We start from the raw sequence: 16,156 nt of genomic DNA, 5'->3' as shown, positions 1-16,156 counted from the left end.
AGATCATGAGCACGTAGGAGACACGAGAACCGTGACGGACATCGTCGACGAGCTGAAGTGGCGCGGGCTGTTCGCCCAGTCCACCGATGAGGATGCTTTGCGCAAGGCGCTCGCGGACGGTCCCGTCACGTTCTATTGCGGTTTCGACCCGACCGCGCCGTCGCTGCACGTGGGGCACCTGGTGCAGGTGCTCACCGTGCGCCGGCTCCAGCAGGCCGGTCACCGGCCGCTGGCGCTGGTCGGTGGCGCGACGGGCCAGATCGGCGACCCGCGCCCGACCGCCGAGCGCACGCTGAACTCGCCGGAGACCGTCGCGGGCTGGGTCGAGCGGCTGCGCGGCCAGATCGAGCCGTTCCTGTCCTTCGAGGGCGAGAACGCGGCCGTGCTGGTCAACAACCTCGACTGGACCGCGGGCCTCTCCGCGATCGAGTTCCTGCGGGACATCGGCAAGCACTTCCGGGTCAACAAGATGCTGACCAAGGACTCCGTCGCCCGGCGTCTGGAGTCCTCCGAGGGCATCAGCTACACGGAGTTCAGCTACCAGCTCCTCCAGGCGATGGACTTCCTCCAGCTCTACCGGAGGTACGGCTGCACGATGCAGCAGGGCGGCAGCGACCAGTGGGGCAACCTCACGGCCGGCCTGGACCTGCTGCACCGCCTGGAGCCGGACGCCACCGCGCACGCCTACGCCACGCCGCTGATGACCAAGGCGGACGGCACCAAGTTCGGCAAGACCGAGGGCGGCGCCGTCTGGCTCGACCCGGAGATGACCACGCCGTACGCGTTCTACCAGTTCTGGCTGAACGTGGACGACCGGGACATCTCGACGTACCTGCGCATCCTCTCCTTCCGCTCCCGCGAGGAGCTGGAGGAGCTGGAGCGGCAGACCGAGGAGCGTCCGCAGGCCCGGGCCGCGCAGCGCGCGCTGGCCGAGGAGCTGACGACGCTGGTGCACGGCGCCGACCAGACGGCCGCCGTGATCGCCGCGTCCAAGGCCCTCTTCGGCCAGGGCGACCTGGCCGAGCTGGACGACCGGACGCTGGCCGCGGCCCTCTCCGAGCTGCCGCACGTGCGGATCGCCGAGCTGGGTCCGGTCGTCGACCTGTTCGCCGAGGTCGGCCTGGTCGCCAGCAAGTCCGCCGCGCGCCGCACGGTCAAGGAGGGCGGCGCCTACGTGAACAACGCCAAGGTCACCGGCGAGGACGCCGTCCCCGCCAAGGAGGACCTGCTGCACGGGCGCTGGCTGGTGCTGCGCCGCGGCAAGAAGAACCTGGCCGCGGTGGAGGTCACCGGCGCCTGAGCGCGCGTGCGAGGGGCGGTTTCCGGTGCCTCGCGGCTTGCCGGAGGCCGCCCCGTCGCCGTACGGGTGTCGTACGCGCCGTCAGGCCCGTTCGCGCCGCTTGTTGCCCCGCACCGCCATGTAGATCGCGTCGCCCACGGCCACGATGATGATCGCGGCCACCAGCTGGAAGACGTGCCGCCACCAGTCGATGCCGGCGGTCGCGTCCACGCCGGCCGCCCGCGCGATCGCGTTGCCGGCGATGGCGCCGAGGATACCGAAGATGGTGATCAGCCACAGAGGGCTGTGCTGCTTGCCGGGAATGATCGCCTTGGCGATCAGACCGAGCACGAATCCGACGATGATCGCCCACAACCAGCCCATGACTGCCTCCTCATACGGCTCTACGCGAGCATTACCGCCAGTGTTCGGCCGTACCGCGTACAGCGCATGCCGGGTACGGCCGAACGAGGTACCCGGCTACGCGGTACGGCGCACGCCGTGCGCGCGAGTCGGGGGTGCCCCGGTCTCGTAAGCGGCGCAGGTGCGGCGTAACGTGGGGAGTTGTCCGGGACCGGAGTCCCCGAGCGGCCGCGGACGGGAGCGGGCGGGGAGAGTCCGATGCGGGCGGATGGTGGAACCAGATGCGGAAGCAGAGCGCCGGCGGCAGCACCGAGGTGTTCCGGATCACCGGGGCCCGGACGGGTCTCCAGGAGGATGTGCGCGGGCGGCAGCGCCGGTACATCATCTCGATGTCGGTCCGTACGGTGTCGGTGGTCCTCGCGGCCTGCCTGTGGAACGTGGAACGGCACGTCGCGATCGTGGCCCTGGTCCTCGGCGCGGTCCTGCCGTACATCTCGGTCGTGATCGCCAACGCCGGGCGCGAGAACGCGCCATCCTTGCCGTCGACGTTCGTCACCGTGCCGACCCCGCCGATGATCATGCCGCCGCGGGCCGACGACGGGGCCGCGGAGCCCGGCCCGGAAGATGTCGTGTCCGACCCGCCGCGGGGTGCGGCGAGCGAGCCCCGCGGCAGATCGTGACCGCGAGTGCCCCGCCGGGGCGGGCATCGATTCCGCGCCAGGCCTGAGAAATCCTCAGATCAATCATGTTGTTCCGGTGCCGGGCGATGGGTGACCCGTGACATACTTCGTACGCGCTCCGCATCCCCCGTCGGAGCGACGGACCGACGCCGGGCAGCTCCCCCCGTGGCTGCTCGGCGTCGCCTTGTGTGTGGACCTGTGAGACGAACCTGTGAGTGACGAGACCACCCCGATCTGCTCCGCCAAGGGCTGCCGCACCGCCGCCGTGTGGGTGCTGGCGTGGAACAACCCCAAGATCCACACGCCGGAGCGCCGCAAGACGTGGATCGCGTGCGAGGAGCACCGGGAGCATCTGTCCCAGTTCCTCGGGGTGCGGGGCTTCCTGAAGGACGTGGTCCCGCTGGCGGACTGGGAGTCCCCCGGCACCCCCTAGCCCCGGCTAGCCTCCGATCGCCGACATCGGCCGGTCGGGCTGGACGAACGTCGGGTCGTCGAGGCCCGCGCCGGCCTTCTTGCCCCACATGGCCAGCCGCCAGACGCGGGCGATCTCCTCGTCCGGGGCGTCGGAGCGCAGGGCGGCGCGCAGGTCGGTCTCCTCCGTGGCGAACAGGCAGGTGCGCACCTGGCCGTCGGCGGTCAGGCGGGTGCGGTCGCAGGCCGAGCAGAACGGCCGGGTGACGGAGGCGATGACGCCGACGCGGTGCGGGCCGCCGTCCACGAGCCAGCGCTCGGCCGGGGCCGAGCCGCGTTCCTCGGAGCCCTCGGCGGTCAGCTCGAAGCGGGTGCGCAGGGAGGCCAGGATGTCACCGGCGGTGACCATGCCCTCGCGCTTCCAGCCGTGCTGGGCGTCCAGCGGCATCTGCTCGATGAAGCGCAGCTCGTAGTCGTGCTCGACGGCCCAGGCCAGCAGGTCGGGGGCCTCGTCGTCGTTGAGCCCCGGCATCAGGACCGAATTCACCTTGACCGGGGTCAGACCGGCCTCACGGGCGGCTTCCAGGCCCTCCAGGACGTCCTTGTGGCGGTCCCGGCGGGTGAGGGTCTTGAAGACGTCCGGGCGCAGGGTGTCCAGCGAGACGTTGACCCGGTCCAGGCCCGCGGCCTTCAGGGCGGACGCCGTGCGGCGCAGGCCGATGCCGTTGGTCGTGAGGGACATCTGGGGGCGCGGCTCCAGGGCGGCGACGCGCTCGACGATACCGACCAGACCGGGGCGCAGCAGGGGTTCGCCGCCGGTGAAGCGGACCTCCTCGATACCGAGGGAGGTGACGGCGATGTCGATGAGGCGGACGATCTCGTCGTCCGTGAGCAGGTCGGGCTTGGCCAGCCACTGGAGGCCCTCTTCGGGCATGCAGTAGGTGCAGCGCAGGTTGCAACGGTCGGTGAGCGAGACCCTCAGGTCGGTGGCCACTCGGCCGTAGGTGTCGATGAGCACGTGGGCCCCCTCCCTCGACGCGGATCGGTGGAGCACTTCTCTCCTCCGACACCTGCGAGCCTACGTGACGGGTCCGACATCGACAGCGGCCCGATCCCACGACGTGGGACGCGGCCGCGTCGTAGGGATCTACGAGCGGCCGCGTCCTCGACGGGTCGGTACGGGGTTCAGTGTGCTCCGGTGCCGGTCAGGGACCGGACCTCCAGCTCCGCGTACTTCTTCACGTTGGGCTCCTCCTTCGACAGGACCGTGCCGAGCCAGCCCATGAGGAAGCCGAACGGGATGGAGATGATGCCCGGGTTCTTCAGCGGGAACCAGGCGAAGTCGACGTCCGGGAACATCGCCTTCGGGTCGCCGGAGACCACGGGTGAGAACAGCACCAGGCCGACGGCGACGATCAGGCCGCCGTAGATCGACCACAGGGCGCCCTGGGTGGTGAAGCGCTTCCAGAAGAGGCTGTAGAGGATGGTCGGCAGGTTGGCGGACGCGGCGACCGCGAAGGCCAGGGCGACCAGGCCGGCCACGTTCAGGTCGCGGGCGAGGGCGCCGAGCGCGATGGAGACGATGCCGATGAGGACGGTCGCCCAGCGGGCCGCCCGCATCTCCTCCTTCTCGGTGGCCTTGCCCTTGCGGATGACGTTGGCGTAGATGTCGTGCGCGAAGGACGAGGACGAGGCCAGGGTGAGGCCGGCGACCACGGCGAGGATGGTCGCGAAGGCCACCGCCGAGATCGTGGCGAGCAGGATCGCGCCCCAGGCCGAGTCGACGCCGCCCACGTGCAGGGCGAGCAGCGGCGCGGCCGTGTTGCCGGACGGGTTGGACGCGATGATCTCCTTCTGCCCGACGAGCGCGGCGGCGCCGAAGCCGAGCGCGATGGTCATCAGGTAGAAGGCGCCGATGATGCCGATCGCCCAGTTCACGGACTTACGGGCGGCCTTCGCGTTGGGCACCGTGTAGAAGCGGATCAGGATGTGCGGCAGGCCGGCCGTGCCGAGCACCAGGGCGATGCCCAGGGAGATGAAGTCGAGCTTGGTGGTGCCGCTGGCGCCGTACTGGAGACCGGGCTCCAGGAAGGCGGCGCCCTTTCCGCTGTTCTCGGCGGCCGTGCCGAGCAGGTCGGAGATGTTGAAGTTGAACTTCAGCAGCACCAGGAAGGTGATCAGGATGGTGCCGCCGATCAGCAGCACGGCCTTGACCATCTGGACCCAGGTGGTGCCCTTCATGCCGCCGATGGAGACGTACACGATCATCAGCAGACCGACGAGGGCGACGATCAGGATCTTGCCCGCGTCGGAGGTGATGCCGAGCAGCAGCGAGACGAGGATGCCCGCGCCCGCCATCTGGGCCAGCAGGTAGAAGATCGACACGACGATGGTGGAGGTACCGGCGGCCGTGCGCACGGGGCGCTGGCGCATGCGGTACGCGAGGACGTCGCCCATCGTGTAGCGGCCGGAGTTCCGCAGCGGCTCGGCCACCAGGAGCAGGGCGACCAGCCAGGCGACCAGGAAGCCGATGGAGTAGAGGAAGCCGTCGTAGCCGAAGAGGGCGATGGCGCCGGCGATGCCGAGGAAGGACGCGGCCGACATGTAGTCGCCGGAGACGGCGAGTCCGTTCTGGAAGGCGCTGAACTGGCGGCCGCCCGCGTAGAAGTCGGCGGCGTCCTTGGTCTGGCGGCCCGCCCAGACGGTGATGCCGAGCGTCGCGAGGACGAAGACCGCGAAGAGCGTGATGATCAGCGGGCGGTGCTCACTGGCCTCGTTGGCGGCCAGCTCGGCGGCGAGAACGGTCTGTGCGGGGCTCATGCGCCGCCCTCCATCCGGGACTTGATGGCCTCGGCCTTGGGGTCGAGCTTCGCGGCGGCGTACCGCGAGTACCACCAGGCGATGAGGAACGTGGTGACGAACTGGGCGATGCCGAAGACGAAGGCGACGTTGATGTTGCCGAACAGCTTGGTGCCCATGAAGCCGCCGGCGTAGTTCGACAGCAGTACGTACAGCAGGTACCAGGCCACGAAGGCGATCGTCAGGGGGAACGCGAAGGAGCGGAAGGAGCGGCGCAGTTCGGCGAACTCAGCGCTCTGCTGCACTTCGGAGAACTCCTCGGCGGAGGGAAGTGGGCGTTCCTCTTTCGAGGGGGGTGGTGCGTCGGTGGCCACGGAGTCTCCTCGTACGACGGACATGACGGCTTGGACCTCGGTGTTCTCACAGGAAGCCGGTGGTGCTCGGGCTTCCTGTCCAACGACACGGCGCCCCGCGGGCACCGGTTCAACACCCGGGGCACTTTCCGAAGTCACCGGTGGCGGGTCATTGCTGGCCAGCGGCTCCTGGGGATAGCTTCGCCCTGCACTACTCCGTCATGTACCTGCCCGAGCACCACCTGTGTCTCGGGCCGGTTTCGTTTCCGGATGATGTGGAGACCCCATGGATCATCTGTACGCGCCGCGTTCGTCGCGTTCCGCGCCTTCCAGACGACGGCTCACCCTCGCCGTACCCGTCGTACTGTCGCTGACCGCGTCGCTCGGCTTCCTGCCGGCGGCCGCCTCGGCCGCCCCGCAGGCGGAAGCCGCCGCGGAGGCGGCGCGGGCCGACCGGGCGGCGGACGCGCCCAGCCTGGCCTACGTCGTCAACACGAGGACGGACCACCGCACGATCGCGTCCGTGAAGCGGGCGATAGCCGAGGCCGGCGGCAGTGTCGTCACCACGTACCAGAAGATCGGCGTGATCGTCGTCCACTCGTCGAACCCGGAATTCGGCGAGCGGATACGCGAGGCGCGCGGAGTGCGGTCGGCGGGCGCGACCCGTACCGCGCCGCTGACCGCCGCCGGGACCACCGATCAGGGCGCCGCCGAGATGCTCTCCGCGGAGCAGGCCGCGAGGACCGCGAAGGCCTCCGAGGCAGCGGGCGCCGGCGAGCCGCTGGAAGCGGACCAGTGGGACCTGCGCGCGATAGGCGCCGACGAGGCCGCGAAGATCAACCCGGGCAGTTCCCGGGTCACCGTCGCCGTGATCGACACCGGCGTCGACGACACCCACCCCGACCTCGCCCCGAACTTCTCCGCGTCGCAGTCCGCCAACTGCGTCGGCGGCAAGGCGGACACCAGCGAGGGCGCCTGGCGGCCGTACACCGCCGACGACTACCACGGCACCCACGTGGCCGGTGAGATAGCCGCCGCCCGCAACGGCATCGGCGTCGCCGGTGTCGCGCCGGGCGTGAAGGTCTCCAGCATCAAGGTGAGCGACCCGGACAACGGGCTCTTCTACCCCGAGAACGTCGTGTGCGCGTTCATGTTCGCCGCCGACCACGGCGTGGAGATCACGAACAACAGCTACTACGTGGACCCCTGGCTGTACAACTGCATGGACGACCCGGACCAGCGCGCGATCGTCGACGCGGTCAACCGGGCCCAGCTGTACGCCCAGCGCAAGGGCACCCTGCACCTCGCCTCGGCCGGCAACTCCAACCACGACCTGGACTCCGACGCGATCGTCGACGACTCCAGCCCCGACGACTCCACGCCGGTGACGCGGACCATCGACCCGCACGAGTGCTTCGACGTGCCGACCCAGCTGCCGGGCATCGTCACGGTCAGCGCGACGGGCGTCGACAAGGAGAAGTCCTACTACTCCACGTACGGCAAGGGTGTCGTGGACATCGCGGCGCCGGGCGGCGACGCGCGCTACCAGATCCCTGACACGCCGTCGAAGAACGGCCGCATCCTGTCGACCATGCCGAACAACGAGTACGCCTGGCTCCAGGGCACCTCGATGGCCTCGCCGCACGCCGCGGGCGTCGCCGCGCTGCTGAAGTCGAAGCACCGGCACGCGTCCCCGGCGATGCTCCAGGCGCTGCTGAAGGCCCAGGCGGACAACCCGGGCTGCCCGGCCTCCTACGACCAGGACGGCGACGGCACGCAGGACGCCACGTGCGAGGGCGGCAAGCGGATCAACGGCTTCTACGGCTTCGGCATCGTCAACGCGCTGCGCGCGGTGAAGTGACCGGCCCGTCCGACTCCGAACGCCTGCTCCACCGTCCACGAACCACGAAGTTCCTCGAAGCAGATCCTCGAAGCAGATCCTCGAACCAACTGGAGACATCGCACATGACAGCGCCCCACCCGCGTCACCGTCGTGCCCTCGCGATCCCGGCCGGCATGGCCGTGGCAGTGTCCCTCGCCTTCCTGCCGGGCGTCCCGGCCTCCGCCGCGGAGGCTTCGGAGGCCGCTCAGGCCGCACCCTCCGTCTCGGCCGACTCGGCGTCCTCCCTCAGCTACGTCGTCAACGTCCGCCCCGGGCACGGCCCCTCGGCACACGTGAAGCGGGCGATCGCCAAGGCCGGCGGCACGATCGTGACGTCGTACGACCGGATCGGCGTGATCGTCGTCCATTCCTCGAACCCGGACTTCGCCAAGTCCGTCCGCAAGGCGCGCGGCGTGCAGTCGGCCGGTGCCACCCGCACCGCGCCGCTGCCCTCGGCCGCCACGACGGACACGGGCGCGCCGAAGGTGCTCAGCGGCAAGGAGATGGCCGCCGCGGAGGCCGCCGAGGGGCAGGACCCGTTGCAGCCCCTCCAGTGGGACCTGCCCGCCATCAAGGCGGACAAGGCGCACGAGAAGTCGCTGGGCAGCAGCAAGGTGACGGTCGCCGTCATCGACACCGGCGTGGACGACACCCACCCGGACATCGCCCCGAACTTCGACCGGGACGCGTCCGTCAACTGCGTGTCGGGCAAGCCGGACACCGCGGACGGCGCCTGGCGGCCCAGTGCGGCGGAGAGCCCGCACGGCACGCACGTGGCCGGGGAGATAGCCGCCGCCAAGAACGGCGTCGGCATGACCGGGGTGGCGCCCGGGGTGAAGGTCGCCGGCATCAAGGTGTCCAACCCCGATGGCTTCTTCTACACCGAGGCCGTGGTCTGCGGCTTCATGTGGGCGGCCGAACACGACGTCGACGTGACCAACAACAGCTATTACACCGACCCCTGGTACTTCAACTGCGAGGACGACCCGGACCAGAAGGCGCTTCTGGAAGCCGTCACCCGGGCCTCGCGGTACGCGGAGAAGAAGGGCGCGGTCAACGTCGCCGCGGCCGGCAACGAGAACTACGACCTCGCGGCCGACGAGATCACCGACCCGGTCTCCCCGAACGACTCCACGCCCTCGGACCGGGTGATCGACCCGTCCGAGTGCCTGGACATGCCGACCCAGCTGCCGGGTGTCGTGACGGTCGCGTCGACCGGCGCGAAGGACCTCAAGTCGTCCTTCTCCAACCATGGCCTCGGTGTCATCGACATCGCCGCGCCCGGCGGCGACTCGACGGCCTACCAGAGGCCGGAGCCGCCCGCCACCAGCGGACTGATCCTGGGCACGCTGCCCGGCGGCAAGTGGGGCTACATGGCCGGTACGTCGATGGCGTCGCCGCACGTCGCGGGCGTCGCCGCGCTGATCAAGTCGACGCACCCGTACGCCTCCCCGGCCATGGTCAAGGCCCTGCTGTACGCCCAGGCCGACGCCACGCCGTGCACCAAGCCGTACGACATCGACGGCGACGGCAAGGTCGACGCGGTGTGCGAGGGCTCGAAGAACCGCAACGGCTTCTACGGCTGGGGCATGGCCGACGCGCTGGACGCGGTGACCTGGTAAGCGGTACGCGCGCGTGAAGCGGGCCGGGAGACTGCTCCCGGCCCGCTTCCGCTTCGTGCGCACGGTTTCGCGCGTACGGCAGGATCTTCGTCACGCACACGTACGAGGACCCCGCGACCTGGACGCCCGAACCGGCCCGGCCGCGATGGCGATTGGCACCTCGCTTCGCCGCGACCCTGGTGTTCGTCCCGCTGCTGTGCGCGGTACGGCCGGCCGTCGCCGCCGTGCTCTTCGTGGTGAGCCTGTTCGCCGACGCGACAGCGGCCGTCAGCGAGGACTTCGAACGCGGCTGCATGAGGTTCATGGACGACACCCTGGACGGAATCGCGCGGCTGGGCTCCTGGTGCGTGTCCTGGCGATCCTGCCGGACCGCACGGGCGGTGCCGAGGACGCGGCGCACCCGGGGCCGCAGCCGTGGCTCGCCGAGCGGGACGGCAGGCTGGGGCGACCGACGCGGTACGCCCTGCCGCCGGTGTCCTTCACGGACGGTGGGTGTGACGCGTTACTCACCTGTTCCCCGGCCCTCCCGAACCGTTCGGCGGCCGAAAACGTCCTCATGTGCGGAATGCCGGACCGCCAGTCGTTTTCCGGAACTTGCCCGGATCTGGGGGAGCTGGTGAAGATCTCGAGGTGACCTTGACAAGACCCCCGTCCCGGACCCTCGGCACCGGACGGCACGCGCGGCCCGCCGGTACCGGCCGGACCGTGGCATTGCTCGTGCTGGTGGTGCTGGCCGCGCTGATACCCGTCCTCGGCCCGTCCCCCGCCCTGCGCGGCACCGGGGAGGCCGAGGCACCCGGCACCGGCGGCATAGCCCTGCTGCGTACGGTGCTCTTCGCCGCGCTGAGCGTTCCGGTCGGCGAGCTCTTCGTGAACCGGCTCACCCGGTCGCTCCCCGGCGCTCCCCCTCAGCGGCCCCGCATCTGGTCGCCGTACGCGGCCGCGGCCGGTTTCGTCGCCGCGCTGGGTCTGGCGTCGGTCGTGGCCACGGGCAATCTGGTGCCGGACAGCGTCGCCGACATCGACGTCGGCGGCCTCTACGAGTCCCGTGACGGCAAGCTCGCGCTCCTGGAGGTCAACGGGTTCCTCGCGGCCGGCCTGTGCGCCACCTCGCGCCGGCCCGGTCTCCAGGTCTGGCCGCTGGCCGCCGTGATCGTCGCGGAGGCGCTGCGCGCCCACCCCACGACCGAGTACAGCCCGCTGCTCGGCTCCGGTCTGACCCTCGTCCACCTGACGTGCGCTTCGCTGTGGGTGGGCGGTCTCCTGTACGTGCTGCGGACGCTGCGGCGGTGGCGGGGCGCTGAGGCGGGTCCGGCGCTGCTGGGTCTCTACGCGCGCGTGGCGGCCGTTCTGCTCGCCGCCATCACGGCGACGGGGGTGTGCAGTTCGCTGCGCCGGATGCCGCCGGGCACGATCGCGGACCAGCTGACGGAAACGGCGTACGGGCGGGTCCTGCTCGCCAAGGTGATCCTCGTGGCCGCCGTCGCCGCGCTCGCCCTGTGGGCCAGGATCCGGCTGGGCCGCGCGGCCGACCCGCTCACCGCGTGCTCGCCCGCGCGCGCGGAGGTCGTCGCCCTGGGTGTGGTGGTCGCGGTGTCGGGCCTCCTGACGGCCCTTCCGGTGCCGATCCGGTGGTGATCCCGCGCCAGGGCCCGGCCGCACCGACCGGTCGGGCCCTGGCCTCGCGATCGCGTGGCTTCCGTCACACGCGCCGGCCGACGCCACAACCCCGGCCGGAGGGAGGCACCTTGACGGAGGGACCGTTTCGCCGGGCGCCGCGGGGCATCTGCGGGTCCGGGGTGTCAGTCGCGGCCCGTATCCTCATTGACCATGCTCGAAGACCGCACGACCGCACCGCCGTCCGCCACGGCGTGGCCGGCCGCGTACCCGCAGGGGTACGCGGTCGTTGACGTGGAGACCACCGGCCTGGCCCGCGACGACCGCATCATCTCCGCGGCCGTCTACCGACTGGACGCCCGCGGTGAGGTCGAGGACCACTGGTACACCCTGGTCAATCCGCAACGGGATCCCGGCCCGGTGTGGATACACGGTCTGACGAGCGACGTGCTCGGGGGAGCACCGCTCTTCCCGGACGTCGCCGAGGAGTTCGCGGCCCGGCTCGACGGGCGGGTGCTCGTCGCGCACAACGCCGTCTTCGACTGGCAGATGATCGCCCGCGAGTACGCGCGCGCGAAGCGCGAGGCGCCGGTGCGCCAACGGCTGTGCACCATCGCGCTCTCCAAGGAACTGGGCCTGCCGCTGCCCAACCACAAGCTGGAGTCGCTGGCCGCCCACTTCGGCGTCGTACAGCAGCGGGCGCACCACGCGCTGGACGACGCGCGGGTGCTGGCGGAGGCGTTCCGGCCGAGCCTGCTCGCGGCGGCGGCGGGCGGTGTGCGGCTGCCGCTGCACGAGTGCCGGCCGCTGACCGAGTGGTCGGACCGGCCCGCGCCCCGGATCGGACAGCAGGCGGGCTACGGCGGCTACCGGTCGACCAGTTGGCGCCCCTCCCGCAAGAGGCCCGCATGCCCGTATCCCAACCCAGGCCGGTACGAAGAAGGCAAATGCCTCAAGCAGGGCATGCGGGTCGCCTTCTCGGGTGACACCTCCGTCGAGCGGGACCTGCTGGAGGACCGCGCGACCGAGGCCGGGCTGCACGTCGCCACCAGCCTGTCCCGGCTGACCAGCCTGCTGGTCACCAACGACCCGGACTCGGGCACGTCGAAGGTGGTCAAGGCCCGCCAGTACGGGACGCCGGTGGTGGACGAGGCGGCGTTCGGACAGCTGCTCGCGGACGTCGAGCCCGCGGACGGCTGAGCCGCACGTGAGCCGTACGGACGGGTGATTCCGGGCGACTCGCCCGGCGCCCGCTCGCCCGCGTCGCGGAGACGGCTCACCCTGTGGCGCATGGCGACATGTGAAGTCTGCGGCAACAACTACGGAATGACCTTCGAGGTCCACGCCCAGGGAGCGGTGCACGTCTTCGACTGCTTCTCCTGCGCGATCCACCGGATGGCGCCCATCTGCGAGCACTGCCGGGTGCAGATCATCGGCCAGGGCGTCGAGGTCGAGGGCCACTGGTACTGCGGCGCCCACTGCGCCCGCGCGGAGGGAAAGGCGGGGGTCGTCGACAAGGTCTAGCTCCACGGCCGACGGCCCCGCAAGGCCGTACCCGCCGCATCGCACCCCACGACCGAGTTGTACCGTCGTGGGGTGTACCGCTTCCTGTTGTCCCGCCAGTGGGTGATCCTCACCCTCGTGGCGCTCGCGCTCATCCCGACGATGATCGAGCTGGGCTTCTGGCAGCTGCACCGCCACGAGCGCAGGGTCGAGCTGAACGGCGAGATCGCCGACTCCCTGGCGGCGGAGCCCGTGCCGGTCGAGTCCATGTCCTCGCCGGGAGCGGAGGTCGACGACGAGGTCCGCTACCGCAGGGTGACCGCGAAGGGGCACTTCGACCCCGCCGACGAGGTCGTGGTCCGTCGCCGCACCAACGCGGACGACCGGGTCGGCTACCACGTGCTGACACCGTTCGTCCTGGACGACGGCAAGGTCCTGATCGTCAACCGGGGCTGGATCCCGTCGAGCGGCGGAAGCCAGACCGCCTTCCCGAAGATCCCGGCGCCCCCGGCGGGCGAGATCACCGTCACCGGCCGGCTGATGCCCGACCAGACGACCGAGGACAGCGGCATCAAGAACGTCGAGGGCCTGCCCGACCGCCAGGTCATGCTGATCAACAGCGAGCAGCAGGCCGAGCGCCTCGGCAAACCGGTCCTCGGCGGCTACGTCGAGCTGACCGAGCCCAAGCCCTCGGCCGACACCCCCGAGCTGATCACGGAGCCCGACCACGACAGCATCGGCAACCACATGGCGTACGCCGTCCAGTGGTGGCTGTTCGCCGCGGGCGTCCCGGTCGGCTGGTTCGTCCTGGCCCGCCGTGAGGCCCGGGACCGGGCGGCGGAGGACGCGCAGGAGACCGCGGAGGCGGAGCCCGCGGCGGTGTAGCCGGTACGGGGCCGTCCGGCGGGCGGACGGCGGCGGATCCGATTGCTCCGCCCCCGCTCGGGAAGACGGAATCCCGTGCACCCCCAAATCGAGGACTACGCGCTCATCGGCGACCAGCAGACGGCGGCCCTGGTCGGCACGGACGGATCCGTGGACTGGCTCTGTCTGCCCCGCTTCGACTCCGCCGCCTGCTTCGCCAAACTCCTCGGCGACGAGGACAACGGCCACTGGCGCATCGCCCCCAAGGGCGCCGAGCGCTGCACGCGGCGCGCCTACCGGCCGGACACCCTCGTCCTGGACACCGAGTGGGAGACCGAGGACGGCTCGGTGCGGGTCACCGACCTGATGCCGCAGCGCGACCGCGCCCCGGACGTCGTACGCATCGTGGAGGGCCTGAGCGGTGAGGTCACCATGCACAGCGTGCTCCGGCTGCGTTTCGACTACGGCTCGATCGTCCCGTGGATGCGCAGGGCCGACGGGCACCGGGTGGCCGTGGCCGGGCCGGACGCGGCGTGGCTGCGCAGCGAGCCCGAGGTACACAGCTGGGGACAGGACTTCGGGACGCACGCGGAGTTCACCGTCGCCGCGGGCGAGAAGGTCGCGTTCGTCCTGACCTGGCATCCCTCGCACGAGTCCCGCCCGCCGCTGGTCGACCCGTTCATCTCGCTGGAACACAGCGTCGAGGACTGGCGCGACTGGGTCGCGCACTGCCGCTACGACGGCCCGTACCGGGACGCCGTCGTCCGTTCGCTGATCACCCTGAAGGCGCTCACCTACCTGCCGACCGGCGGCATCGTGGCCGCCCCCACCACCTCGCTGCCCGAGGAACCCGGCGGCGTGCGCAACTGGGACTACCGCTTCTGCTGGCTGCGCGACTCCACCCTCACCCTGGGCGCGCTGCTGTCGGCCGGGTACCTGGAGGAGGCCGAGGCCTGGCGTGACTGGCTGCTGCGCGCGGTCGCGGGCAACCCGGCGGACCTGCAGATCATGTACGGCGTGGCGGGTGAGCGGCGGCTGCCCGAGTTCGAGCTGCCGTGGCTGTCCGGCTTCGCCGAGTCGACGCCCGTACGGATCGGCAACGACGCCGTGAACCAGCTCCAGCTGGACGTGTACGGCGAGGTCATGGACTCGCTGTCGCTGGCCCGGCTGGCGGGCATGCACCCGCAGCCGCAGATGTGGGAGCTGCAGTGCGCCCTGATGGACTTCCTGGCCACGGCGTGGCGGGAGCCCGACGAGGGGCTGTGGGAGGTGCGCGGCGGGCGCCGGCAGTTCGTGCACTCGAAGGTCATGACGTGGGTGGCCCTGGACCGGGCCGTGCGCACGCTGGAGGAGCATCCCGAGCTGGGCGGTGGTGACCCCGACGGCTGGCGCGCGCTGCGCGAGGAGGTGCACCGCGAGGTGTGCGAGAAGGGCTACGACCCGGAGCGCAACACCTTCACCCAGTCCTACGGCTCGCGGGAGCTGGACGCCGCACTGCTGCTCATCCCGCGCGTGGGCTTCCTGCCTCCGGACGACCCGCGGGTCGTCGGCACGGTGGACGCGATCGGCAAGGAGCTGACCCGGGACGGCCTGGTGCGCCGCTACAGCACCGAAGGGGACCCGGTCGACGGGTTGCCGGGCAGCGAGGGGACCTTCCTGGTGTGCTCGTTCTGGTACGCGGACGCGCTGTACGCGACCGGCCGGGCGAAGGAGGCCCGGGAGCTGTTCGAGCGGCTGGTGGGGCTCGCCAACGACGTGGGGCTGCTGGCCGAGGAGTACGACCCGGTGGCCGGCCACCAGCTCGGCAACTTCCCGCAGGCGTTCAGTCACATCGGCCTGGTGAACACGGCCCTCGCCCTGTTCGGTGACCAGGGGGCAGGATAGGGCCATGGATCTTGGACTGAAGGATCGGGTGTACGTCGTCACGGGAGCCACCCGGGGCCTGGGCAACGCCGCCGCGCGCGAGCTGGTCGCCGACGGGGCGAAGGTGGTCGTCACGGGACGGGACGAGAAGAGCGTCACCGACGCCGCGGCCGCGCTGGGCCCGGACGTGGTGGGGGTGGCCGCCGACAACGCCGACCCCGGGGCCGCCGGCCGGCTGATCGCGACCGCCCGTGAGCGCTTCGGCCGCTTCGACGGCGTACTGATCAGTGTGGGCGGGCCGCCGCCCGGCTTCGTCGCCGACAACACGGACGAGCAGTGGCAGGCGGCGTTCGAGTCGGTGTTCCTCGGTGCGGTGCGGCTGGCCCGGACGGCGGCGGCGGAGCTGGAGTCGGGCGGTGTCATCGGCTTCGTACTGTCGGGCTCCGTGCACGAGCCGATCCCGGGCCTGACCATCTCCAACGGCCTGCGCCCGGGGCTGGCCGGTTTCGCCAAGTCCCTCGCCGACGAGCTGGGGCCGCGCGGCATCCGTGTCGTCGGCCTGCTGCCGGGCCGTGTAGACACCGACCGGGTGCGCGAGCTGGACGGCCTGTCCGCCGACCCTGATGCGACCAGGGCGGCCGCCGAGTCCCGCATCCCGCTGCGCCGCTACGGCGCCCCGGAGGAGTTCGGCCGCGCGGCGGCGTTCCTGCTGTCCCCGGCGGCGTCGTACGTGACGGGCGTCATGCTGCCGGTGGACGGCGGGGTCCGGCACGGGTTCTAGACCCGTCGCCGAGCCACGCGGGCCCCGCCCGGGCTGTGCGGAACCGGCGTGACGCACCCCGCGCGCGGATGGCTCGCCCGGCCCGCTCGGGCGGGCGTTCTTCCCCGCCCTGGCCCGGCAGCGGATGCCCTTACGGGCG

At 71.2% G+C, this 16,156-nt stretch carries 15 protein-coding genes; 11 read left to right on the top strand and 4 right to left on the bottom strand.

The window, feature by feature from the left end; translation table 11 throughout:
• Positions 1 to 31: 31 nt before the first annotated feature.
• Positions 32 to 1,300 carry a tyrosine--tRNA ligase gene (gene tyrS, locus ACFW48_RS31740; RefSeq protein ID WP_386320756.1) on the top strand — a complete coding sequence of 423 codons (1,269 nt, stop codon included), beginning with the start codon at positions 32 to 34 and terminating at the stop codon, positions 1,298 to 1,300.
• 81 nt (positions 1,301 to 1,381) lie between these two features.
• On the opposite strand, the gene ACFW48_RS31735 is transcribed toward tyrS, so the two are convergent.
• Positions 1,382 to 1,663, bottom strand: coding sequence for a GlsB/YeaQ/YmgE family stress response membrane protein (locus tag ACFW48_RS31735; protein ID WP_386320754.1), 282 nt, complete (start codon positions 1,661 to 1,663; stop codon positions 1,382 to 1,384).
• Positions 1,664 to 1,923: 260 nt separating this feature from the next.
• Between ACFW48_RS31735 and ACFW48_RS31730 the strand changes: the two genes are divergently transcribed.
• Positions 1,924 to 2,322, top strand: a complete 399-nt coding sequence (locus tag ACFW48_RS31730; RefSeq protein ID WP_386320752.1) for a DUF3099 domain-containing protein — start codon at positions 1,924 to 1,926, stop codon at positions 2,320 to 2,322.
• Positions 2,323 to 2,533: 211 nt separating this feature from the next.
• Positions 2,534 to 2,755, top strand: a complete 222-nt coding sequence (locus ACFW48_RS31725; RefSeq protein WP_386320750.1) for a hypothetical protein — start codon at positions 2,534 to 2,536, stop codon at positions 2,753 to 2,755.
• Between the two features lie 6 nt (positions 2,756 to 2,761).
• Here ACFW48_RS31725 and moaA read toward each other — a convergent pair whose 3' ends face one another.
• The 3 genes from moaA to ACFW48_RS31710 form a co-directional block, all read right to left on the bottom strand.
• A complete protein-coding gene (moaA, locus tag ACFW48_RS31720; RefSeq protein WP_386320747.1) occupies positions 2,762 to 3,751 on the bottom strand; it encodes a GTP 3',8-cyclase MoaA in 990 nt (329 codons plus the stop codon).
• 167 nt (positions 3,752 to 3,918) lie between these two features.
• Complete coding sequence (locus ACFW48_RS31715; RefSeq protein ID WP_386320744.1) at positions 3,919 to 5,553, bottom strand: cation acetate symporter; 1,635 nt, start codon at positions 5,551 to 5,553, stop codon at positions 3,919 to 3,921.
• The gene (locus ACFW48_RS31710; protein ID WP_375922535.1) at positions 5,550 to 5,906 is read right to left on the bottom strand and encodes a DUF485 domain-containing protein; all 357 of its coding nucleotides are present in this window, start codon (positions 5,904 to 5,906) and stop codon (positions 5,550 to 5,552) included. Before ACFW48_RS31710 ends, ACFW48_RS31715 begins: the two co-directional genes overlap by 4 nt.
• 265 nt (positions 5,907 to 6,171) lie before the next feature.
• Between ACFW48_RS31710 and ACFW48_RS31705 the strand changes: the two genes are divergently transcribed.
• From ACFW48_RS31705 to ACFW48_RS31670, 8 genes are all read left to right on the top strand, one after another.
• On the top strand, positions 6,172 to 7,746 hold the full coding sequence (locus tag ACFW48_RS31705; protein WP_386320740.1) for a S8 family serine peptidase: 1,575 nt from the start codon (positions 6,172 to 6,174) through the stop codon (positions 7,744 to 7,746).
• A gap of 104 nt (positions 7,747 to 7,850) precedes the next feature.
• Positions 7,851 to 9,389, top strand: a complete 1,539-nt coding sequence (locus tag ACFW48_RS31700) for a S8 family serine peptidase (RefSeq protein ID WP_386320738.1) — start codon at positions 7,851 to 7,853, stop codon at positions 9,387 to 9,389.
• Positions 9,390 to 10,019: 630 nt separating this feature from the next.
• On the top strand, positions 10,020 to 11,027 hold the full coding sequence (locus tag ACFW48_RS31695) for a CopD family protein (protein ID WP_386320736.1): 1,008 nt from the start codon (positions 10,020 to 10,022) through the stop codon (positions 11,025 to 11,027).
• A 192-nt stretch (positions 11,028 to 11,219) separates the two neighbouring features.
• Positions 11,220 to 12,206 (top strand): DEDDh family exonuclease, encoded by a 987-nt coding sequence (locus ACFW48_RS31690; protein ID WP_386320734.1) that lies wholly within the window; start codon positions 11,220 to 11,222, stop codon positions 12,204 to 12,206.
• Between the two features lie 90 nt (positions 12,207 to 12,296).
• The gene (locus tag ACFW48_RS31685; protein WP_386320732.1) at positions 12,297 to 12,530 is read left to right on the top strand and encodes a hypothetical protein; all 234 of its coding nucleotides are present in this window, start codon (positions 12,297 to 12,299) and stop codon (positions 12,528 to 12,530) included.
• Positions 12,531 to 12,602: 72 nt separating this feature from the next.
• On the top strand, positions 12,603 to 13,394 hold the full coding sequence (locus ACFW48_RS31680) for an SURF1 family protein (RefSeq protein WP_386320729.1): 792 nt from the start codon (positions 12,603 to 12,605) through the stop codon (positions 13,392 to 13,394).
• 75 nt (positions 13,395 to 13,469) lie between these two features.
• Positions 13,470 to 15,257 carry a glycoside hydrolase family 15 protein gene (locus ACFW48_RS31675; RefSeq protein ID WP_386320727.1) on the top strand — a complete coding sequence of 596 codons (1,788 nt, stop codon included), beginning with the start codon at positions 13,470 to 13,472 and terminating at the stop codon, positions 15,255 to 15,257.
• Between the two features lie 4 nt (positions 15,258 to 15,261).
• On the top strand, positions 15,262 to 16,017 hold the full coding sequence (locus ACFW48_RS31670; protein ID WP_386320725.1) for an SDR family oxidoreductase: 756 nt from the start codon (positions 15,262 to 15,264) through the stop codon (positions 16,015 to 16,017).
• The last annotated feature ends 139 nt before the right edge of the window (positions 16,018 to 16,156 follow it).

This window comes from Streptomyces sp. NPDC058812 (genome assembly GCF_042744565.1).
In the GTDB taxonomy this organism is placed as follows: domain Bacteria; phylum Actinomycetota; class Actinomycetes; order Streptomycetales; family Streptomycetaceae; genus Streptomyces; species Streptomyces thinghirensis.
The sequence above is the reverse complement of the archived record's forward strand: the minus strand, read 5'-3'. Positions and strand labels throughout refer to the sequence as shown.